Raw genomic sequence first — 19,259 nt, 5'->3', positions numbered from 1 at the left:
TGAAAAGTGATCGGGATGAAACGATGAAAAGGGCTTTCGCGATTCTGGCGTTCCTTTGCGTCCTTGCCGCGGGCGAATATGTCGCCGTGAGCAAGTTCGCGATCCGCCACGAGACGCTCAACCTGTTCGATGCCGCGCGCCAGCGGCCGGTCTCGGTCGACATCGCCGTGCGCCGCGACTACGAGACCAAGGCCAATCTCGGCCTCTGGAAGCTTCCGCTCGCCGTCATCAGCAACGGCAACACGGTCAAGGCCACCGAGTATTCGTTTCTCGCCAACGTGCTCGCCGCGCGCGGATATCTCGTGGCCAGCATCCAGCAGGATCTGCCGACCGATCCGCCCCTGATGACCAAGGCCGGCCAGCCCTATGTCGGTCGCAAGGGCGTTTACATGCGCTGCGAGGCCAACATCCTCTTCGTCCTGAACGAATTGAAGAAGCAGCAGGAGAACGCGGAATACGATCACATCACGCTGGTTGGTCACTCCAACGGCGGCGACGTCTCCATGTATGTCGCCCATCAGCATCCCGAGCTGGTGTCGAAGGTGATCACGCTCGACAATCTGCGGGTGCCCTTCGTGCTCAGCGATCACCTGAAGATCCTGTCATTCCGCTCGAAGGACCCGAAGTTCGTCACCGATCCCGGCGTCCTGCCAACGCCCGAGCAGGCAAAATTGCGCGGCATCGACATCATCAATACAGGCGCCCAGCACACCGAGTTGAGCGACCGGGGCCCGGATTCGGTGAAGGAGAAGATCCAGGCCACGCTGGATCAGTTCCTGCGCAGCAGCTCCAGCAGCGAGCTCGCGCCGACCGATACGACGAGCCCGATGATCATGAACCCAGGCGATTACTAGGCTCACTCGTCAATCGACGGGCACGCCTGAGGTCCCCTTTTTCTCCAATAATCATGGTCTGTTGAACCGGGAACATGGCTGGAGCGACCTAATGGGCGTTCGCAGAGTTCGATCCCGTGGCAACGGAGGCGGCCATAACACTTCCTTACGAAAACCAGCGCCCCGTCGTCTCGGACAACAGCCTCGCCGTCGTTGTCTACGTGCTTTACGGCGTGGGTTATTTTACCGGGATTTCGGCGCTGATCGGCGTCATCATCGCGCATGTGAAGATCGACGATGCGGACCCCGTGCCGCGCTCGCACTACCAGTTTCAGATCAGGACCTTCTGGATCGGACTGGCGTACCTCGCGGTCGCCATTCCGCTGTGCATGGTGCTGATCGGCTTTCCGATTTTTGCCTGGTGGTTCGTCTGGTCAGTGGTCCGCGTCGTCAAGGGCAGCCTGTTGCTCATCGAGCACAAACCAATCGCTAATCCCAAGTCCTGGCTGTTCGGATAGTCCAGCCATCAAATGTGGCTTACGTCCCAGCTAGGCCAGCTTGCGGCAGATCAAGGCGGCTCGGCGCCGAACGCGCGACAAGGCAAACCTCGAGCGTCGGGGAAGCCCAGATGTCGCACTACATACAAAGTCTAAGGCTGCCCGCCGCGGCTGCGCCGGCCCTTCTTCGCCGCCTCTACCGCTCCTCCCGCAGGCTGGTCCGGTCGATCATCGCCCGCATCGACCTCTCCCAATTCCCCGGATCGTGCTGCGGTTGAGCACGGTCGCCGGACAAATGGTTCAAGGACGCCCCATGCGAGCGCCTGTCAGACGGCTTTCAACCCTGATCATGGCAGCCGGCCTGTCCGGATCGCCGGCTTTCGCCGCCGATCCCGATCACGGCGCCGATCTTGCAAAGCGCTGGTGCGCGAGCTGCCACGTCGTGACGAGCGAACAGAAACAGGCGAGCGCGGACGTCCCCGCCTTTGCGGCCATCGCGCGCAGGCCCGACTTCACGCCGGAGAAGCTTGCCTTCTTCCTGCTCGATCCGCATCCGAAGATGCCGAACTTCCCGTTGAGCCGGATCGAGGCCGGCGACATTGCCGCCTATATCGGCTCGCTGCGCCAGTAGCACCTGAGAGCATGATCCGGCCGACGAGGGCTGCGTTAGAGTGTGAAGCGGTTTTCCCTCGCGACAAACGCGGAACGCGTTTGCGCGGAGATCATGTTCAAACGACAACGCGCCCCAAAACGCAAATCCCTGCCGGTTGAGCCGACAGGGATCAGCAGAAAGGATGACGGACGGCGGACGGTATGTTCATCCGGTGGCCCATCATGGACCTGCCCTGCGATTGAATTCTGCGCGACGCTCTCACGCAAGATCAATTTGTGAGCACGCGCGACCGCCCGCGGTTCAGGACTTGCCTTTGCCGGGCTGCATCAGGTTGCCGGTGATCTGTCGCATATGCTCGCCGGCGTTGGTGAATTGACTTCTCAGGAATTCGGACTGGATCCGCATGGCTTCCTGAAGATCGGTTGCGTGAACCAGCTTGCGCGCGTGCTCGAACGCCGCCTTCATGTTTTGTTCGGTAAAAGCAAGCGCCTGCTTGGAAACCTCCGTACCGGTTCCAGGCACCGATGACATCGATTTGGTGGCAGCATCGAAAAACAGGCCGAAGGCTTTCTCCGCCTGATCGATGGTCTTCTCGGCCAGATCGCGCAATTCGGCCGGAACTTCGAGCTTCGGTTCGATCATGTCGCCGTCCTCCCCTTGTCCCTAACTGATTTATCACACTTATCGGATCGCATTCCAGCGGCTAGGCTGGCGTCAGGGATCCCTGGGGCGGTCGGTTCTGGTTCGGACGTCGACGGGCGATACCTCGCCTCACGAAAGCGGATGTTCGGGAATCTCTTCGGTGGTGAGGTCTTCGACCAGCTTGATGACCTCGAAACGCTGCCGCGGCGCGAGCTTGAGAAATGCGCGGAGCAGTCGCAGGCTCTCGACGGTTTGACTCGCAGGCGCCCCCAGCTTCAGGTGCAATTCAGTCGCGAAATTGAGGTTTTTCATCTCGCACCTATGAAAGGAACGGCCTTCGTGAGACGGCAGACGTCATTCGAGAACCGGACCTCGGACATGAACAGCTCTCGGCCGGGCGACCGCGGGCGGACCGCCAAACCGCATGCTCGCAACGGATCGGGCGGACCCGATGAGGTTGCAATTATGACAAGGAACAACCCTTCCGGCAAGCCAAACTCCTGGGAGAGGGTTGCTTCATCGTCACCGCACCTCGGCAAATTCCGGATGACGGACCTGGTCCACCCCCGCCTGCGACAGGATTCAGCAGGTCATAGCTGCACCTTGGCTTGATCTGCGTCAATGCGACAACGCGGCTTATTTTGTTTCCCATTATGAACGGGGAACGGGGGGCACGATGCGCACATATTATTTCGATTTGGGGGATTGCGCCCCGGTTCGGGACCGGCAGGGCACGGAGTCCACGCCGGGGGCCGCGAACTGATCGGGCTACTGCTTCTTCAGCGTGTAGACGTAGTCGTTGAGGCCCGCTTCGATGGTCGCATCATCCACGAAGTGGAAATCGATCTCGCACCCTGTTTCTAGCGTCTTGATCTTGTCGCCGGTGAAGCCGAGCGAGGCGGCGAGCGCCTTCGGATCGGCCTTCTTGCTGGAGTGCTGCATCTCGTCGAAAGCGCCCTGAAAGATCATGTCGGCGCCGTAGTCGGTGAGCTTGTACTGCGGCTTGGCGCACGCGAAGGGGCGCGGGCCCAAGATTTCCTTGGCCTTGACGAGGACCATCTTGCCCATCAGCCGCGCCTGCTCGGCGCTGTCGGGCTTGTGCTGCGGATCAGCCCAAGGCGCCACCACCGCGCTCGTGAATTTCCAGCTTCCGACGTAGGAGGGGTCAGCTGCGTGAGCGATGCTGGCCGCAACCACAGAAGCAAGAAAGCAAACGACGCCGGCGAATTTCATCTGATGGTCCCCTCATTCTCGTACTTGGACGCGGGGCGCCGCCTCGCGGTTCACGTACAACGATATTTTTCAAAGACATGAACCGTCATTCGCAAGCGGGCGACCAAAGGCCCAGTGCGACACGGCCACGCAGATCACGGGCGCCCTGGCTGACTTTTTCGACCAACGATTCGGGCGCGTGTCCAGCAAGGGAAGACGGCATGCTTTCTCGCAGCGATCTCGTCAAGGGCGCGGCGGTTGCGCTTTTCACTCTCGCATCACACGGCGCATGGGCGCAGGAGGCCAAGATGAACCTGTTTAAGATCGTCACCGTCAAGGACGAAATCGTCATCGGACTGAACGCCGAAGAGCTCCAGGCGCTCGGCGGCACCGACGCCAGCGCGGTGGCCCATGCGCTGGCGCAGAAGGGCGATCTCACCGTATGGCAATACAACGTCCACCGCGGCCAGAACGGCGAGTTGCAGCAGGCGCCGACCGCCAAGATCGGGTTGCTGGCCAACGCCTCGCTCCGCGTCGAACCCTACACGACGCCGTACCAGATCATGCCGCATCCGTGAGATGCGTGATCACGCTCGAACGATAACCCAGAGCGCGATGACGATTCATCCAATCTCTTCGCGCTCTTGGGCATGTCGACAAAAAGCGGCGCCGGACTGTCCCTGTCCCTTCCTCAAGCGAGAAAGCGCATACCGTGGATAGCACGCAATTGCTCTGGACCCAGATCGGCGCCGGCATCTGCACATTGATGTTTGGCGGCATGCTATTCAACCTGCTTCGCCTGCGTGGCCGTCTCCAGGCCGCCACCAGCTGGATAGCCGTCGAAGGCGTCATCATCGCATCGGACGTGAAAGCGCCGTCAGCGCACGTATCCGATGACCTGGACGATGCAACCCCGCTCGTTCGCTATCGCTATCGGGTCGGCGGCCGGGAGTTCGAGAGCGACAGGACGAGGATCGGTGGCACGGCAATGACGACGAGAACGCTCGCCATGCGACAGGCGGCGCAGTATCCGGTCGGGGCCGTGGTCGACGTTCACGTCGATCCGAAAGACCCCGGCAATGCCGTCCTCGATCCCTCGCAGGTCAGCAACCTTTCGGCACAGATCGCCCTCACCGTGACGTTCGGCATCATCGCAGCCGTTCTGATCGCGCACGCGGTCACCGGCCGGGTGCTCTATGCCGCCGGCGGCGTGCCTCTGTTCGCCTTCCTGCTTCCGGCACTCGCTTTCGCCGCGGCCGTTGCCGCCATTTTCGGCTTCGTCCGGATGCGCCGGCTCGCCACCGCAAGCCTGCGCTGGCCGACCATTCCGGGAACGGTGACGGCTTCGCGCGTGATCGAGGAGATGATCGAGGAGCGCAGCGACGACGACCGGACGCGCGTCAAGAAGATCCACCGCTACCAGGTCGACCTCCGCTACGCCTACCACGTCGGCAATCGGGATTTCGTCGGCGTCCGCCCAAACTGGGGCTGGACCGGCATCTATGGGCTTCGCGAGCTCGCCGAAAACGCAGCCGGCAAATATCCGCCCGGCCAGGCCGTGACGGTCCATTACGATCCGCGGCGGCCGTCCCATGCCGTGCTAGAGCCGGAAAGCCGCCAGGGCTCGTTCGCGCCGCTGATCTTCGGCGCAATCAGCTTCGCCGTTGGAACGGCCCTGCTCTGGATCTTCGTTCGTGCCAGCTTCTCCTGAGCTAGCGCATGATCCGGAACCGGAGGGCAGCGTTAGCGCAAAGTATGACGTGGTTTTCTCTCGCAACAAACGCGGAACGCGTTTGCGCGGAGATCATGCTCGAACAACAAACCTGAAGCGCGATGAAGATCTCACAGCGCTTTGGCGCCGAGCGGGCTCGTCGTGCCGCCGTCAGTCGCAAAGCCGTAGACCTGTGCCAGCCGATCGAGGCATTCCTGCAGCCTCTTGGAGAAATAGTCGTTCCAGCGCTGGCTGCGCACGGCGCGGCGTTCGCCGACCTGCTCCATTGTCAGTCCGAGCACCAAAACGTCGTGCACGAGCGCCGCACCGTCCGTGCCGAGCTCGCGCTCGATCCGGTTCAGCCGCAACACCGCCTGGCGCTGGCTCTCAGTGACGGGCTCACGGCCGAGGGTGCCGTCGACATATTCGCGGCTCGGATCGACCGCCTGCGGCCCCCGCTCCGCCTTCTCCCAGTCGTTCTGGAATGCACGGCCGCCGCGGTACTGCGCTTCGTCGATCTGGTGATGGGAATGGAGCCGGCCCAACGGATCGTGGCGAATCGAGCGCAGCGCGATGATTTTCTCGCCGGGATCAAGGCCTAAGGGATTATCGACCTCGACTTCCGCCACTTCGGCGTGGAGCGGCAGGTCGCGTGACCTGCGCTCGTAGATCCCTCCCAGGCGAAAGGTCTTGCTGCGTTTGGCACGTGCCACTTGGATACTCCTTGACACAAAACGATGAAAATCGGATTCCCAGCACGGGGCGGCCAGGTTCAGGCGGCCGCGACGAGCCGCAGGATGACCGGGCCGGTCGTTCGCGCCGTGTCGGGCCCGGAGGTCAGGTGAAAATGGGGCGTGCAATAGCTGGAGCCCGGGCGCCGGGGATGACCGCAGAAGGCGATCAGCTCCCCGTCCTTGTCCCCTCCATACGGATAGCGGCAGTCGCCGGGTTCGAGCGCGAGCAACGGGACCAGCCGCGGCCGGATCCCGACGCAGCGCAGCTTGACCGGTTCGGCCGGCACGAGGGGCGGCTTGAACGCCTCGCCTTTCCCCGCAGGGTTTGGCCAGAGCTGCGGGAACAATCCATTCGGCAGATGCGGCGCGATCGGCGGAGCTGGCATCTGCTTGGTCGCAGCGAGCCCCATCCGCTTGGCCCGCCCGATCACCGCGTTTCGGCTGTAATTCGTTCCAAATCTTGCGTTAATCTCCTTGCCGATCTCCGCGAAAGACAATCGCTTGAGAAAATAGTCGCGCAGCGCGTCGGAATGCTCCGACGCCCAGTTGCCCGGTTCCATGCTGTCTTGCCCTGTGATGCGCCCCATCTGGTCCGAACGACGTTCTTGAGGCGAGACATACCTTCCGATATTCCGAATACAATGTCAATCTAGAATTCTGATATTCGTAATAGATAATTCCGAATTTCGGTTTAAGGTTGTCACGAAGCTGGACAAACGAGGGAAATCACCATGCTGGACGCGACGATGATCGAACGGGGCCTGAAGCGGTCAGGCAAGAGCAAGGGCGGGCTGGCCCAGGCCATGGGCGTCCGACCGGGCGCGGTCTCCGAAATCCTCGGCGGCGAGCGCCTGGTCAAGGCGTCGGAAATCCTCCCGATTATGGAATACCTTGAGCTCAATCTCTCGCCGATCATGGGCCGGGTCGGCGCCGGCGCCGTGATCGAGCCGGAATATGAGCAGGTCCCGCCGGAAGGACTGGGCGACATCGTGCTGCCCTTCCCGATCATGGAGGAGACCGTCGCCTTCGAGGTCATGGGCGATTCAATGCTGCCCAAGTACGAGAACGGCGACGTGATCGTGGTCTACAAGGAGCAGCGTTTCCCGCTGTCGAGCTTCTATGGCGAAGAGGCCGTGGTCCGGCTGAAGACGGGGGAGCGCTATCTGAAGACCATCGAACGAGGCAAGACCCCCTCGGTCGTCAATCTCGCCAGCTTCAACGCCAAGCCGATCGTCGGCGTGAAGCTGGAGTGGGTCGGCGAAATCTGCCTCACCATGCCCAAGGGCCAGCTCGAGCGGCTGCGTGCCAAGTCGGCCCGCGCACGCAAAGGCAAGGGCAAGTAACGCGCGGCCTGCCCGAGACCACAGAGCCTCGATTTCCGATTTTTGGAAGTCGAGGCTTGACTATATTCTTATTTTCAGAAATACTGCGGCTCGCCTTGAGGCGGGCTGGGAATCTGGATGCAGTATTTCGTCGTGATGATCGACTATGGTCGCCGCGGCCGCGAAGCGGTCGTCGACCCCGAAGTCACCCGGCGCGAGGTCGTCTCGCGCGTCGCCTCCGGTGAATATGGAAACATCTGCTTCATCCACGAAATCAGCGGGACCGCGGTCGAGGACGTGACCGAGGACATCCTCACCCAGGCCGCGCTGCCTGAGGTGGCGCCTGACGAGGTCGATCTCCGGGCGGCCCGCTTCGATCATGCCCGCGACCTGCGCAAGCACGAACGGACGTGAGGCAGGCCGCAAGCGGCCTGCCTCACCATCCGATCTGGCATCACACCAGCAGCACGGTCGATCCCGTGGTTTTGCGTCCAGCTAGATCGGCATGCGCCTTCGCCGCATCCTTCAGCGGATAGGTCTGGTGGACCTCGATCTTGACCGCGCCGGACTTCACGACGTCGAACAGCTCACCCGCCATCGCCACCAGGTTCTCGCGCTTTGCCGCGTAGGTGAAGAGCGTCGGACGGGTAACGTAGAGCGAGCCCTTCTGCGCGAGCAGCCCGAGATTGAGCGGCTCGACCGCGCCGGAGGACTGGCCGAACAGCGCGACGACACCGAGCGGCGCGAGGCAGTCCAGTGACTTCAGGAAAGTGTCCTTGCCGACGGAATCATAGACGACCGGCACCTTCTTGCCGCCAGTGATCTCGTCGACGCGCTTCACGAAATCCTCGCGGGTATAGATGATGACGTGGTCGCAGCCGTGAGCTTTGGCGAGCTTGGCCTTATCGTCGTTGCTCACCGTGCCGATCACTGTCGCGCCGAGATGCTTCGCCCACTGGCTCAGGATCAGGCCGACGCCGCCCGCAGCCGCATGCAGCAGGACGGTGTCGCCCGCCTTCACGCGATAGGTCTGGCGGATCAGATACTGCGTCGTGAGTCCCTTCAGCATCATCGCCGCCGCGGTCTTGTCGTCGACGCCATCGGGCAGCTTCAATAACCGGTCGGCCGGGATCAGCCGCGCCTCGGAATAGGCGCCGAGCGGCGAGGCGCCATAAGCGACGCGATCACCCGGCTTCAAATCGGTCACGCCGGGTCCGACTTCCTCGACCACACCGGCCGCCTCGCTGCCGAGCCCGCTCGGCAATTGCGCGGGATAGAGACCCGAGCGGTTGTAGATGTCGACGAAATTGAGACCGACCGCGGTGTGACGGATGCGCGCCTCACCCGGACCGGGCTTGCCGACCTCGACTTGTTCCCAAACCAGGACTTCCGGACCTCCGGTCCTGTGAAAACGAATGGCATGCGTCATGGGTTTTTGCTCCCTTATTGTTGGAGTGTTCGCCGAAGAAGCGGGTTGGGCTCTGAAATAGGCATTTAGTCCGCCCGTTACAGTACAGAGACGTTACAAGAATGTCACAGCGGTGGACAAACGCCCGCCGTTCCGCCTCTGTTCGAAAGAGTTGATGATGGCGCTTACGCCACCGGCGGTAGATTCTGCGCGGGGTTTGGTGGTCGCCTGCGAAGGAGAGCCGAGATGCCAGCCTATGTACAGCATCATCAGGACATCGAGATCGCGCCTGTAATTTGCCCAAGCTGCATGGGGTTCCTGCCAATGTATGTGCGCGAGGTCGAGCCGCATTGGAGCCTCGCTAAGATCGACTTCGTCTACGAATGCGCCGATTGCGGCGGCGAGTTGCGGCAGACCATCCGGAAACCTGAGCTGCTGCGTCACTGATCGAGACACCCGAGCCTGCGCTCGCGTATTTGCGCTGAACGGAAAAATGCCGTCAGCGCAATGTGTTCCCCGATAATCGAGGCTTGTTCTTTGTCCGGAAGGGGGGCAGAACAAGCCTCGAAAAGACCATCGGGAGCGCCCATTCGTGGCTGATCAGAAGGCCTCGACCTCGATCGAGGCAGTGGAGAGCGGCCTCGCCGCGCAAGGCTATATCGCAAGCCGGCAGATCGCGACCGCGGTCTATCTGTCGCAACAGATCGAGAAGCCGATCCTGGTCGAGGGTCCCGCCGGCGTCGGAAAGACCGAGCTTGCCAAGGCGATCGCCGCCTGGCGCGGCATGAAGATGATCCGCCTGCAATGCTACGAGGGCCTGGACGAGGCCAAGGCGCTCTACGAGTGGAAATACGCCAAGCAGCTTCTCTACACCCAGATCCTGAAGGACAAGCTCGGCGAAGTGCTCGGCGGCGCGCAGACTCTGCACGCCGCGCTCGACCAGTTGCATGATTTCGGCGACGTGTTCTTCTCCAAGGAGTTCGTCGAACCGCGCCCGCTGCTACAGGCCCTCGAGCAGCCCGGCGGCTGCGTATTGCTGATCGACGAAATCGACAAGTCCGACGCCGAGTTTGAATCGCTGCTGCTGGAGATCCTGTCCGATTTCCAGGTCACCATTCCCGAGCTCGGCACCGTCTCGGCGATCACACCGCCGACGGTGATCCTCACCTCCAACAGCGAGCGCGATCTCGGCGACGCCTTGAAGCGGCGCTGCCTGCACCTGCACATCGGTTTTCCCGAGCAGCGGCTCGAGGAGCGCATCGTCGAGAGCCGCGTGCCCGGAATCTCGCAGACGCTGCGCCGGCAGATGGTCGGCTTCATCCACGAGATCCGCACGCTGGACCTGAAAAAATTGCCGTCGGTCAGTGAGACCATCGACTGGGCGCGCGTGCTGGTGCTGCTCCAGGCCGGCGAGCTCGACAGCGAGATCGTCAAGGACACGCTCAACGTGCTCCTGAAATACGAGGCCGACATCGAGGCGGCGGCGCCCCACGTCACGACGTTCATTGCCAAGGCGGCGCGGTCCAACGTCTTCGGTTGACGCCGATGCGGGAGAACCTTCATCGCTTCTTTCGTGCGGCACGCGGCGCCGGCGTCCACGTCTCGCCCGCCGAAAGCATCGACGCGATGCGCGCGGTCGCGCAGGTCGGCTTTTCCGATCGCGACATCTTGCGCGATGCGCTGCTGCTGACGCTGGCAAAGTCGCAGGACGAGAAGCTCGCGCTCGGCGACTGCTTTGATCTGTTCTTCAGCCAGCCGGAGCCGCGGCAGGAGCAGGAGGCCAACGACAATGATGCGTCTTCGAAGGACGGTCAGCCGCCCTCACCCGACGCGGCCAATGACGCGGGCGGCGGTCAGCCCACCGAAGGCCTGGGTCCGCTGGCGCAAATGCTTCTGTCGCAGGACCGCAACGCGATCGCGACCGCCATTGCCAGCGCGGCCGGCGCGGCGTCGCTGTCCAACATCCGCTACGCCACCCAGCGCGGGATATTTTCTGGCCGCATCCTCGACGCGATGGGCCTTCAGCGCCTGCGCGACGATCTCGACGACCTGACCGCGGCCAACCCGTCGCTCGCCGAGCGTCTGCGTACAGCGCTCGAGGGCTTGCGCGAAGCCGTCCGCGACACGGTCTCGCAGGGTCTCGCGCTCTATGCGCGCGAGGAGGCCGAAAACCTGCGCAACGAGATCTTGCGCAATGCGCCGCTGGCCCGAATCGAGCCGCGCCAGGTCGAAGAGATGCGCGCGCTGATCCGCAAGATCGCGCGCCGCCTGCGCGAGCGTTACTCCAAGCCGCGCAAGCGCCAGCGCCGCGGACATCTCGACGTCCGCCGCACGCTGCGCCGCAACGCCGCCTGGGGCGGCGTGCCGTTCCTCACGGCCTGGAAGCGCAAGCACCGCGACCGGCCGAAGATCGTCGCGCTGTGCGACGTCTCGGGCTCGGTTGCCCGCGTCTCCGACTTCTTCCTGCTGCTGATCCACTCGCTGCACGAGGTGGTCGACGACGTCCGCTCCTTCGCGTTCTCCTCGCATCTGATCGAGGTCAGCAACATCCTGGAATCGAACTCGCCGGAAGTTGCGATGGCCGAGATCATGTCCAAGGTCGGCTTCGGCTCATCCGACTACGGCTCCTCCCTCGACGACTTCGAGCATGAGTTCATGAGCACGCTGACGCCGCAGACCACGGTCATCGTGCTGGGCGACGCCCGCAGCAACAATCTCGATCCGCGCGCCGACATCTTGCGGCGCATCTCCGAGCGCTCGAAGCGGCTGGTCTGGCTCAATCCGGAGGGCCGCATGGTCTGGGGTTTTGGGGACTCCGAGATGCCGCGCTACGCGACATTTTGCAGCGTGGTGCGACAATGCGCCACCGCGCAACAGCTCGAGCGCGCCGTGTCAGATATCGTGGCAAGCTATCAGTAAACCCGTGAAGGTCCGCTAGCTGGCGATTGCGTGCAAATCGCCGTGAGCCAGATTGCACTCGCGAAAGTGATAGGCGATCTCGTCGAGCGCGCGCTGCTCCCACTCCTCCGCCTGCGCGAGCCAGAAACCCCGGCGATTGGAATCCAGCGCCGCCCGTTCCCGGCAAAAGGATTCCTGCCCGCGAATTTCCACCAGCCTGTTCATGCACTCCACTCCTGCCGCGTGAAGTCATTCCCCGCGAGTCAACGTAACAGAGTCTTGAACGGCTTGTCTCATTTTCCTGTGCACATCGCAGCGCGGAATGGGGCAACCCTTCTTCCCGTGCACTGCGGCAATTCGCAACGCACCATCAACTCCGGATCATCAAGAGGTGATCGAATATCGGGACGATATCCGCATGCGCGCGATCTTAACTATTGTGGCGCAAATGATCTGCGGCAATTTGTGAAGAGATGTTCTAAACAACTAATCGAATTCCCGACTCATTGTCGTCGCATGGTTTTCATGCTGCGCCGCTAATCGGTGCACGAACGGCCAGATATTTCGAGGCAACATGAACGACGATTTCGACTTCGATCTTTCGCCGGACCAGTGGGAAATCTTGAAAGCATTGCGCTGTCCGGCTTCGCAGTATCGTCTTTCGAAGGCCCATGCGGTCGAAGACCTCGTCAAACTCGGCCTTGTCACCATCAGGGACGGCGTCCCCAACATGACTTCATCCGGCCGCAAGGTGCTGGTGCGCGGATCGTGCCGGCTGCTGGATCTTGCGGCGTAGCCCTGCCTTCAGAATATCTGCGCGATCACGATCGCGTAGGTGATGAACACGACACCCAGCCCCCAGACCATTGCCGGAATCTGCGCGCGGCGCCCCATGGTCACCTCCAGCGCGATGTAGCTCAGCGTCCCCAGCGCCATGCCGTTGATGAGATTGTTGGTCAGCACGGTGACCAGCAGGGTGAGCACAATCGGCACCGCATTGACGAGATCGGTCATGTCGATGCGCGCGAGACCCTGCATCATCAAGACGCCGACGAGCACCAGCGCGGGCGCGGTGGCTTGCGGCGGGATGATGACGAAGATCGGCCAGAAGAACAGCGCGAGGAAGAAGAGCGCCGCGACGGTCACTGAAGTAAGGCCGGTGCGGCCGCCAGCCTGCACGCCGGTGATGGACTCGATATAGGCCGTGACGACGGAGGTGCCGAGCAGCGGGCCGACGATGGAGGCCGTCGCGTCGGTCGCAAACGCCGCGGTAGCATTCGGAATCGAACCATCCGCCTTGCGCAGATTGGCGGCGCCCGTGACGCCGATCAGCGTGCCCAGCGTCGAGAAGAATTCGGCGCACAGGAAGTAGAACAGCAGCGGCAGCGCGACGACGAAATGGCTGAAGAGATAGCCGACGTCGAGCGCCATGAAGGTGCTGGTCGGCCAGCGCGGCCACGACATGATGGCTGATGGCACCGACGTCACCATCTTCCCGTTCGCACCGGGAACGAAGAAGCCGATCAGGGTCAGCACCGCGATCGAGAGGATCAATGCGGCCGGCACCCGGCGCGCCACCAGCACCGGCGTCAACAGGAGACCGAACAGCGTCAGCAGCACCGGCGGGCTGCGCAGTGATCCCATCGCGATGTAGGTCGAGGGGTTCTGCACCACGAAGCCGGCGCCGCGCAGCGCGATAAAGACGATGAGCGTGCCGACGGCAGCCTGGATGCCGATCTTCAGCGCTTCCGGAACGTCCTTCGCAACCTTCTCGCGCAGTTTCGACAAGCTGAGGATCAAAAACAGCACACCGGTGAAAGCGACCATGGCGAGCGCACCCTGCCAGGGCATGCCCATCTGCTTGACGATGACATAGGTGAAGATGACGTTCGAGCCCATCGCCGGCGCAACGGCGAGCGGCAGGTTGGCCCACAGGCCCATCATCACCGAGCCGAAGATCGCGGCAAGTGCCGTGGCGCTGACGAGATCGGCGCGATCCATTCCCGCATTGGACATGATCGCCGGATTCACCGCGATGATATAGGCCATCGCCGCGAAGGTGGTCGCGCCGGCCATCACCTCGCGCCCGACGCTGGTGCCGCGCTCGGTGAGGCCAAAGATGCGATCGAGCGGGCCTGCGCCGGCGCGCGGCGCCGGCTCTGCGGAAGCGGCTTGCGGCGGCGTCATCTCGTTCATCCCAGTCACTCCCCTACCAGACCACCGGGTGCGCTTCACCGGTTTGTACATTGATGAACCCGAGCGGCGCCTGCTCGCACGGCGCCACCAGCACCCAGCTCCAGGGCGCGCAGGTCAGCGTTGCGAACATCAGCCTTTCGGGGAATCCCGGATACCAGCGCGGCCGGAAGGTCGGCTCATACATCCAGTCGACCTTGCGGCCCTCGGCGTAGAGCGCCTGCATCTCGGCATCGAGCGCCTGCGCCGAGCGACAGCTCATCAGCCCGCCGACCTCGAAGCGTACGGTCGCAACGAGCTCACCCTCGCGCACCAGCGCCCATCCGCCCTGAAGCTCGATCAGCGCGTTCACCGCCTTGGCCATCGCCGCGTCGGACGAGCCGACCACCCAGATATTGTGCTTGTCATGCGCGACCGAGCAGGCCAGCGCCGTCTCCGGCGTCCGCGGTCCGCAGCCGCGCCAGAACATCTTTGCAACCCGTCCATCGCCGGAGAAGCGGTCGACGATGGCGAACTTGGTAATGGCCTCACTCTCATCGCGCTGCACGGCGCCGTCACGCACCGGCAATTCGAGCGTGTAGAACTCGGGATGCCAATGGAAGGGACGGATCACGGCCGCCTTCATCGTGGTACGGCCGGGCTCGGCCGACAGCGCGAAATCCTCGGGCTTGACGGTGCGCTTGATATTGACCGTCTTGGTCGCCCATTCCGGCCATTCGATCCTGGGGACCTCGCCGAGGTAGCGCTTGCCGTCGGAGACCTGCACGCCATCGGCCCACACCTCGGCAATGCTGAGCTTGGATACGTCCGAGAGCAGCACGACATCGCCAAAGCGGCCCGGGGCGAGGCTGCCGACGAACGGCGTGAGGCGCATGTGCCGCGCCGGGTTGATGGTGAGACACTGGATCGCGATTTCCGGCGCGAGGCCGGCTTCGATCGCGACGCGCGCATTGTGATCGCTTGCGCCAAGCTCGAGCGTGTGGCTGGCGCTGCGGTCGTCGGTGGTGAACGCGATCTGCGACCAGTCCTGCAAGCCCCTGGCGAGGAGCCATTTGACGATCTCGTCCATCGCGTAAACGCGCAGCTCGACGAACAGGCCCCGGGTGAGCTTGTCCCAGGTCTCTTCCGGCGTCTGCACCTCGTGGTCGGAGGCGAGCCCCGCTGCGGCAAAAGCGTTGATGGAGGGCAGATCCCGCAAGCCCGACGCGTGGCCTTCGACGACGCCGCGCGCCGCGAACGTCGCCTCGATCATGCCCCAGAGCCGCTTGTAGGAGGGATTGTCGGGATTCCAGACCGCGGGCCAGTCCATGACTTCGTCGAGCCCGGTGACCATCAGGCTCTCGCCCATGAAGCGCACTTGCTCGTCGCGGCCATACCAGCCGCCGCCCCATTCGTAAGCCGTCGGCGGGACGGCCGAGCCAGGCTGCGGAAAGATCTTGAGCGGCGAGCCGCCGCGGCGTGCCTCGAACCAGAATTCGAGATTGCGTGCACCGTTGACATTGGAGAATTCGTGGCTCGCCTCGCAGGTCCAGGTATTGCCATGCGGCAGCACCAGCGCCGCCTCCCATTCCGGCGTCAGATGCGAACTTTCGATGTGCTTGTGCACCTCGCCGAAGCCGGGCACGGCGGCAAGATCCGGCCGATGCACGCGTTCGCGGACCTCGCCCGGGTAGCCCCCGGCGGGCCCGACCCACGCGATGCGCCGTCCCCTAAAGACGATCTCCTGATCCTCGCTCCAGGTGCGGCTGTGGACGTCGAGCAACCTGGCGACCCGCAAGGATCGATCGGCGGGGCGACGGCCGAGCGCCGTCAGGACGAGGTCCTGGCGAATGCGAACCTCGTCGGGCGCGTTGATCAGGAGATCGTCGGGTATCGCATTCATGCATTGCCCTCACTCTACGCCGGCTCTTTCGCAGCCGTGGCTCGCTTTCGCGATGATTTGCCGGCCTTGCCGGTGCGCGCCGCACCAGCAGCATCGCGCTGACGGACATCTTTCAAGAGGGTCGTGAGCGCCCACTCGATCGCGTCGGCAACATCCGTGCTGGACATGCCAAAGTCCTCGCGCATCGCATTCCAGGCCAGCACGTTGTTGAGATAGGACGCGAGCGCCTCCGCCTGCCGGACCTCCTTCGCAGGAAGATGCAGCACCAGCGGCGCCATCGCTTTGCGATGCTGCTCGATCAGGTGCCGCCGGAAGCCGGCGCGCACCCTTCGGCCGGCCCGCGTCATCGCAATGGCGCGCGCCAGATGCGGATGGCGGTCGAACCGCTTGCACAGCTTGCGGAAGATATCCGGCAGCTCGTCGGGCGATGTGAAGGGAATGTAGCTGAAGACGTTGTTCTCGATCCACTCGCCGGCCGCCGCGAACAGCTCCGCGCGGGTCTTGAAGTGGCGATAGATGGTCCGCTCGGCAACCTTGGCGCGCTTGGCCACCGCAGCCATCGAGATGTCGTCGGCCGCCTCGTCCTCCAGCGTCTCGACAAAGGCCGCCACGATGCGTTGCCGCGTCATCTCGGCGTACTCGTCGCGGAGGCTCGACCCGTGTCGCTTTGCTGTATTCATGTCATAAGTCTGACATCGGGCGATTTCAGCGGTCAAGCCGAGATTTGAGGCACCCCGCGCTGCAACGATGGGCGAAGGTGTACTCCTCCAGGCCCGAGCTACGCTCCGGCGTCTCCAGCGGCAATGACTTCGCCGTTGCACGGGGGGCCGGCATGAGGCCGGTGCTCAATGCATCAACATCGTCATTGCGAGCACAGCGAAGCAATCCAGAACCCCTCCGCGGAGACACTCTGGATTGCTTCGCTGCGCTCGCAATGACGGCGCAAGGTGTGACGTCGCGACTGATCAGCGTGCGTCTGCGCACCCAGTCAACCCGTTTTGAAGAGAACGCAAACCGGGCTGCCGACATGGACAACCTGGGCCGTCGCAACGAGGCGGCCGCTGGCGGCATCGCGCTTGAAGAGATTGACCGTGTCGGTGTCCTCATTCGCCGCGAACAGGAAGTCGTCCGATGACGCCAGCGCGAAGAAGCGCGGCGTCTTGCCGCCGCTCGGCATCCAGCCGACGGACGAAAGGCGGCCGGTCGCCTGATCGATTGCAAAGGTCGCGATGCTGTTCTCGCCACGGTTGGAGGCGTAGACAAAGCGCCCATCGGCCGATACGGCGATCTCGGCCGCGCGGCTGTTGCCCGTATACGCGTCAGGCACCGCGGAGACGATCTGGAATGGAGCAAGCGCACCGGTCGCGGGATCGAAATGATAGGCCGCGACGGTCGAGTCGAGCTCGTTGACGACGTAGGCGAGCCGCCCTTGTGGGTGAAACGCCACGTGGCGCGGCCCCGCTCCTTCCCGCGCCTGCACCGGGTTGCCGGCGAGCACGAGCTTTCCCTTCTCAGCATCGATCTTGTAGGTGAAAACGAGATCGAGGCCCTTGTCCGGTACCACAATGAACGCTCCTGATGGATCGAACTCGACCTGATGCGGCTTGGCGAAGGGCTGCTCGACGCGATGCGGGCCGATCTTGCCCTCCACCTTGACGAGATCGATCACGGCACCGAGCGAACCGTTGTCCTGCCGTGGCAGCAGCGCCAACGTGGACGTGATGTGGTTGGCGACCACCACGAAGCGGTTGGTGGGATCTATCGCGAGATGGACGGGGTTCTTTCCTTCCGTGCCCTGCCGGTTGATCACGGCGAGCTTGCCGCTCACTGGGTCGATCGCCATAGCCGTGATATCGCTGAGATCGCCATGCACCGTGTAGAGGAAGCGTCGCGTGCGATCGAAGGTGAGAAACGACGGATTGACGAGATCGCCGAGGAGCTGGACGTGGCGCCAGGCGCCGGTCGCATTGTCCATCGCATAGACGTTGAGCCCATCGCCACGGGCGTTGCGCTCCTTCGTCGTGCGCGCGCCGACATAGACGAATGAGTGAGAGCCTTCGAGCATGTTGTCCTCCGGATGGGACGTCTGTGTCTGAGATAACGCGGATGCGCCAGGCCATGCAGCGTTCACCGCGCCGGCGGCGACGAGGCCCGCGAACATGCGCCGCGACAGAGGTGCGCCGTCAGCGCGGAGCGACGACGTAGGGCGCGCAATAGAATTCTTAGGTGTCACGGCCCCTCCCCATATTGCTTTTTATTTTTTAAAACACAATTCTAGGCAAGACGCAAGAACCGGCGGGCCGCCACGCTTGTACAGTCCGCGCCGGTAAGCGACATCTCTTCAGGAGAGGACCAACCCGAGTCGCCCCATGCCCCGCCCCAATCTCGCGACCCAGATGACTGCGCGGATCCTCGACTACATCCGCGCCAACGGCTTGCGGGCCGATCAGCATCTGCCGAGCCAGATGCTGGCGGATGCGCTGCGGGTCTCGCGCGCGCCGATCAATGCGGCGCTGCAAATCCTCGAAGACATGAAGGTCGTCCGCTCCGAGCCCAATCGCGGCTTCTTCCTGGTCAAGAGCGCCACTGAGCTCGCCGATCTGCCGGATGCGGAGGACGCCGAACCGGAGCGCGAGGACGAGTGGTACTTCGCCATCGCCGAGGACCGGCTGGCCGGAAACCTCCCGGACAAGGTCAGCGAGAACGAGCTGATGCGCCGCTACGGCCTCTCCCGCACACGCCTCCTGAAGATCCTCACCAAAATAGCCGATGAAGGCTGGATCGAGCGCCTGCCCGGCAATGGCTGGGCGTTCGGCCCGCTCCTGACCTCGCGCGAGAGCTATCAACAGGGCTATCAGCTGCGCGTCGCGCTGGAGCCACAGGCCCTGCTGCTGCCGAGCTTCGAGATCGATCGCGCGGCGTTTGCGGCCGCGCGCGAGCAGCAGCAATGGCTACTCGACGGCGGTTACAAGCGCGCCTCGCGCTCGGAGATATTTGCCGCCAATGCCGAGTTCCACGAAATGCTGGTCGGCTGTGCGCGCAACCCGTTCTTCCTCGATGCGGTGAAGCGCGTGAACCGGCTGCGGCGGCTGGTCGAGTACCGCATCACGGTGGACCGCAGCCGTCTCCCCATCCAGTGCCGCGAGCACATCAACATCCTGACATTGCTGGAAAAAGGCCTGCGCCAGGAGGCGTCAGACTTCCTTCGCGTCCACATCGAGGGCGCTGGCCTGATCAAGGTCCCAAAGGTCTGACTTCAACCATATTGCACTTTATTATATAAAATGCATATATGCCCGCAAGGCGCCCGCCTG

General features: G+C 63.1%; 23 protein-coding genes. 12 read left to right on the top strand and 11 right to left on the bottom strand.

Going from position 1 to position 19,259, the window contains the following annotated elements; translation table 11 throughout:
* Positions 1-23 precede the first annotated feature (23 nt).
* From NLN62_RS32245 to NLN62_RS32235, 3 genes are all read left to right on the top strand, one after another.
* Entirely contained in the window at positions 24-854 is an 831-nt protein-coding gene (locus tag NLN62_RS32245; protein WP_254111481.1) for an alpha/beta hydrolase, read from the top strand.
* Between the two features lie 116 nt (positions 855-970).
* Entirely contained in the window at positions 971-1,351 is a 381-nt protein-coding gene (locus NLN62_RS32240) for a hypothetical protein (protein WP_254111480.1), read from the top strand.
* A 292-nt stretch (positions 1,352-1,643) separates the two neighbouring features.
* Entirely contained in the window at positions 1,644-1,961 is a 318-nt protein-coding gene (locus tag NLN62_RS32235; protein WP_254111479.1) for a cytochrome c, read from the top strand.
* 282 nt (positions 1,962-2,243) lie between these two features.
* Here the strand turns inward: NLN62_RS32235 and NLN62_RS32230 are convergent, their stop codons facing one another.
* The 3 genes from NLN62_RS32230 to NLN62_RS32220 form a co-directional block, all read right to left on the bottom strand.
* Entirely contained in the window at positions 2,244-2,585 is a 342-nt protein-coding gene (locus NLN62_RS32230; RefSeq protein ID WP_027528420.1) for a phasin, read from the bottom strand.
* 129 nt (positions 2,586-2,714) lie between these two features.
* Positions 2,715-2,897, bottom strand: a complete 183-nt coding sequence (locus tag NLN62_RS32225; protein ID WP_027528419.1) for a hypothetical protein — start codon at positions 2,895-2,897, stop codon at positions 2,715-2,717.
* 456 nt (positions 2,898-3,353) lie between these two features.
* Positions 3,354-3,818, bottom strand: a complete 465-nt coding sequence (locus tag NLN62_RS32220) for a hypothetical protein (protein WP_254111478.1) — start codon at positions 3,816-3,818, stop codon at positions 3,354-3,356.
* A gap of 200 nt (positions 3,819-4,018) precedes the next feature.
* Between NLN62_RS32220 and NLN62_RS32215 the strand changes: the two genes are divergently transcribed.
* Positions 4,019-4,375 (top strand): hypothetical protein, encoded by a 357-nt coding sequence (locus NLN62_RS32215; protein WP_027528417.1) that lies wholly within the window; start codon positions 4,019-4,021, stop codon positions 4,373-4,375.
* A gap of 134 nt (positions 4,376-4,509) precedes the next feature.
* Positions 4,510-5,508 carry a DUF3592 domain-containing protein gene (locus NLN62_RS32210; protein ID WP_254111477.1) on the top strand — a complete coding sequence of 333 codons (999 nt, stop codon included), beginning with the start codon at positions 4,510-4,512 and terminating at the stop codon, positions 5,506-5,508.
* Positions 5,509-5,639: 131 nt separating this feature from the next.
* On the opposite strand, the gene NLN62_RS32205 is transcribed toward NLN62_RS32210, so the two are convergent.
* Both NLN62_RS32205 and NLN62_RS32200 read right to left on the bottom strand, forming a co-directional pair.
* Positions 5,640-6,221 carry a hypothetical protein gene (locus NLN62_RS32205; RefSeq protein ID WP_254111476.1) on the bottom strand — a complete coding sequence of 194 codons (582 nt, stop codon included), beginning with the start codon at positions 6,219-6,221 and terminating at the stop codon, positions 5,640-5,642.
* 59 nt (positions 6,222-6,280) lie between these two features.
* Positions 6,281-6,802, bottom strand: a complete 522-nt coding sequence (locus NLN62_RS32200) for a GcrA family cell cycle regulator (protein WP_254111475.1) — start codon at positions 6,800-6,802, stop codon at positions 6,281-6,283.
* A 171-nt stretch (positions 6,803-6,973) separates the two neighbouring features.
* Between NLN62_RS32200 and NLN62_RS32195 the strand changes: the two genes are divergently transcribed.
* Entirely contained in the window at positions 6,974-7,585 is a 612-nt protein-coding gene (locus tag NLN62_RS32195) for a S24 family peptidase (RefSeq protein WP_027528414.1), read from the top strand.
* A 117-nt stretch (positions 7,586-7,702) separates the two neighbouring features.
* A complete protein-coding gene (locus tag NLN62_RS32190) occupies positions 7,703-7,978 on the top strand; it encodes a hypothetical protein (RefSeq protein ID WP_254111474.1) in 276 nt (91 codons plus the stop codon).
* A gap of 40 nt (positions 7,979-8,018) precedes the next feature.
* Here the strand turns inward: NLN62_RS32190 and NLN62_RS32185 are convergent, their stop codons facing one another.
* On the bottom strand, positions 8,019-8,993 hold the full coding sequence (locus NLN62_RS32185) for a quinone oxidoreductase (RefSeq protein WP_254111473.1): 975 nt from the start codon (positions 8,991-8,993) through the stop codon (positions 8,019-8,021).
* Between the two features lie 225 nt (positions 8,994-9,218).
* On the opposite strand from NLN62_RS32185, the gene NLN62_RS32180 reads away from it, so the two are divergent.
* From NLN62_RS32180 to NLN62_RS32170, 3 genes are all read left to right on the top strand, one after another.
* Positions 9,219-9,419: a hypothetical protein gene (locus NLN62_RS32180; RefSeq protein ID WP_027528411.1), complete on the top strand. Its 201-nt coding sequence runs from the start codon at positions 9,219-9,221 to the stop codon at positions 9,417-9,419.
* A 145-nt stretch (positions 9,420-9,564) separates the two neighbouring features.
* On the top strand, positions 9,565-10,512 hold the full coding sequence (locus NLN62_RS32175) for a MoxR family ATPase (RefSeq protein WP_027528410.1): 948 nt from the start codon (positions 9,565-9,567) through the stop codon (positions 10,510-10,512).
* A gap of 5 nt (positions 10,513-10,517) precedes the next feature.
* Complete coding sequence (locus NLN62_RS32170) at positions 10,518-11,891, top strand: VWA domain-containing protein (RefSeq protein ID WP_027528409.1); 1,374 nt, start codon at positions 10,518-10,520, stop codon at positions 11,889-11,891.
* Between the two features lie 15 nt (positions 11,892-11,906).
* Here the strand turns inward: NLN62_RS32170 and NLN62_RS32165 are convergent, their stop codons facing one another.
* Complete coding sequence (locus tag NLN62_RS32165; RefSeq protein WP_254111472.1) at positions 11,907-12,095, bottom strand: hypothetical protein; 189 nt, start codon at positions 12,093-12,095, stop codon at positions 11,907-11,909.
* A 349-nt stretch (positions 12,096-12,444) separates the two neighbouring features.
* Here NLN62_RS32165 and NLN62_RS32160 point away from each other — a divergent pair, with 349 nt between their 5' ends.
* The gene (locus NLN62_RS32160) at positions 12,445-12,666 is read left to right on the top strand and encodes a hypothetical protein (RefSeq protein ID WP_254111471.1); all 222 of its coding nucleotides are present in this window, start codon (positions 12,445-12,447) and stop codon (positions 12,664-12,666) included.
* Positions 12,667-12,674: 8 nt separating this feature from the next.
* Here NLN62_RS32160 and NLN62_RS32155 read toward each other — a convergent pair whose 3' ends face one another.
* The 4 genes from NLN62_RS32155 to NLN62_RS32140 all read right to left on the bottom strand — a co-directional run bounded on the left by NLN62_RS32155 (position 12,675) and on the right by NLN62_RS32140 (position 18,010).
* Complete coding sequence (locus NLN62_RS32155; RefSeq protein WP_027528406.1) at positions 12,675-14,066, bottom strand: NCS2 family permease; 1,392 nt, start codon at positions 14,064-14,066, stop codon at positions 12,675-12,677.
* Positions 14,067-14,079: 13 nt separating this feature from the next.
* Entirely contained in the window at positions 14,080-15,945 is a 1,866-nt protein-coding gene (locus NLN62_RS32150; protein WP_254111470.1) for an adenine deaminase, read from the bottom strand.
* Between the two features lie 14 nt (positions 15,946-15,959).
* Positions 15,960-16,574: a TetR/AcrR family transcriptional regulator gene (locus NLN62_RS32145; RefSeq protein ID WP_254111469.1), complete on the bottom strand. Its 615-nt coding sequence runs from the start codon at positions 16,572-16,574 to the stop codon at positions 15,960-15,962.
* 359 nt (positions 16,575-16,933) lie between these two features.
* On the bottom strand, positions 16,934-18,010 hold the full coding sequence (locus tag NLN62_RS32140; RefSeq protein ID WP_027528403.1) for a lactonase family protein: 1,077 nt from the start codon (positions 18,008-18,010) through the stop codon (positions 16,934-16,936).
* A gap of 304 nt (positions 18,011-18,314) precedes the next feature.
* Here NLN62_RS32140 and NLN62_RS32135 point away from each other — a divergent pair, with 304 nt between their 5' ends.
* The gene (locus NLN62_RS32135) at positions 18,315-19,199 is read left to right on the top strand and encodes a GntR family transcriptional regulator (RefSeq protein WP_254111468.1); all 885 of its coding nucleotides are present in this window, start codon (positions 18,315-18,317) and stop codon (positions 19,197-19,199) included.
* Positions 19,200-19,259: the final 60 nt, after the last annotated feature.

The organism is Bradyrhizobium sp. CCGUVB23 (genome assembly GCF_024199885.1).
Lineage (GTDB): Bacteria > Pseudomonadota > Alphaproteobacteria > Rhizobiales > Xanthobacteraceae > Bradyrhizobium.
The sequence above is the reverse complement of the archived record's forward strand: the minus strand, read 5'-3'. Positions and strand labels throughout refer to the sequence as shown.

What these genes read in the sequence shown, in the direction of transcription:
- NLN62_RS32245 (WP_254111481.1), top strand. Translation starts at nt 24, where the DNA reads ATGAAAAGGGCTTTCGCGATTCTGGCGTTCCTTTGCGTCCTTGCCGCG.
- NLN62_RS32235 (WP_254111479.1), top strand. Translation starts at nt 1,644, where the DNA reads ATGCGAGCGCCTGTCAGACGGCTTTCAACCCTGATCATGGCAGCCGGC.
- NLN62_RS32230 (WP_027528420.1), bottom strand. Translation starts at nt 2,585, where the DNA reads ATGATCGAACCGAAGCTCGAAGTTCCGGCCGAATTGCGCGATCTGGCC.
- NLN62_RS32225 (WP_027528419.1), bottom strand. Translation starts at nt 2,897, where the DNA reads ATGAAAAACCTCAATTTCGCGACTGAATTGCACCTGAAGCTGGGGGCG.
- NLN62_RS32220 (WP_254111478.1), bottom strand. Translation starts at nt 3,818, where the DNA reads ATGAAATTCGCCGGCGTCGTTTGCTTTCTTGCTTCTGTGGTTGCGGCC.
- NLN62_RS32215 (WP_027528417.1), top strand. Translation starts at nt 4,019, where the DNA reads ATGCTTTCTCGCAGCGATCTCGTCAAGGGCGCGGCGGTTGCGCTTTTC.
- NLN62_RS32200 (WP_254111475.1), bottom strand. Translation starts at nt 6,802, where the DNA reads ATGGAACCGGGCAACTGGGCGTCGGAGCATTCCGACGCGCTGCGCGAC.
- NLN62_RS32195 (WP_027528414.1), top strand. Translation starts at nt 6,974, where the DNA reads ATGCTGGACGCGACGATGATCGAACGGGGCCTGAAGCGGTCAGGCAAG.
- NLN62_RS32190 (WP_254111474.1), top strand. Translation starts at nt 7,703, where the DNA reads ATGCAGTATTTCGTCGTGATGATCGACTATGGTCGCCGCGGCCGCGAA.
- NLN62_RS32185 (WP_254111473.1), bottom strand. Translation starts at nt 8,993, where the DNA reads ATGACGCATGCCATTCGTTTTCACAGGACCGGAGGTCCGGAAGTCCTG.
- NLN62_RS32180 (WP_027528411.1), top strand. Translation starts at nt 9,219, where the DNA reads ATGCCAGCCTATGTACAGCATCATCAGGACATCGAGATCGCGCCTGTA.
- NLN62_RS32170 (WP_027528409.1), top strand. Translation starts at nt 10,518, where the DNA reads ATGCGGGAGAACCTTCATCGCTTCTTTCGTGCGGCACGCGGCGCCGGC.
- NLN62_RS32165 (WP_254111472.1), bottom strand. Translation starts at nt 12,095, where the DNA reads ATGAACAGGCTGGTGGAAATTCGCGGGCAGGAATCCTTTTGCCGGGAA.
- NLN62_RS32160 (WP_254111471.1), top strand. Translation starts at nt 12,445, where the DNA reads ATGAACGACGATTTCGACTTCGATCTTTCGCCGGACCAGTGGGAAATC.
- NLN62_RS32155 (WP_027528406.1), bottom strand. Translation starts at nt 14,066, where the DNA reads ATGAACGAGATGACGCCGCCGCAAGCCGCTTCCGCAGAGCCGGCGCCG.
- NLN62_RS32150 (WP_254111470.1), bottom strand. Translation starts at nt 15,945, where the DNA reads ATGAATGCGATACCCGACGATCTCCTGATCAACGCGCCCGACGAGGTT.
- NLN62_RS32145 (WP_254111469.1), bottom strand. Translation starts at nt 16,574, where the DNA reads ATGACGCGGCAACGCATCGTGGCGGCCTTTGTCGAGACGCTGGAGGAC.
- NLN62_RS32140 (WP_027528403.1), bottom strand. Translation starts at nt 18,010, where the DNA reads ATGCTCGAAGGCTCTCACTCATTCGTCTATGTCGGCGCGCGCACGACG.
- NLN62_RS32135 (WP_254111468.1), top strand. Translation starts at nt 18,315, where the DNA reads ATGCCCCGCCCCAATCTCGCGACCCAGATGACTGCGCGGATCCTCGAC.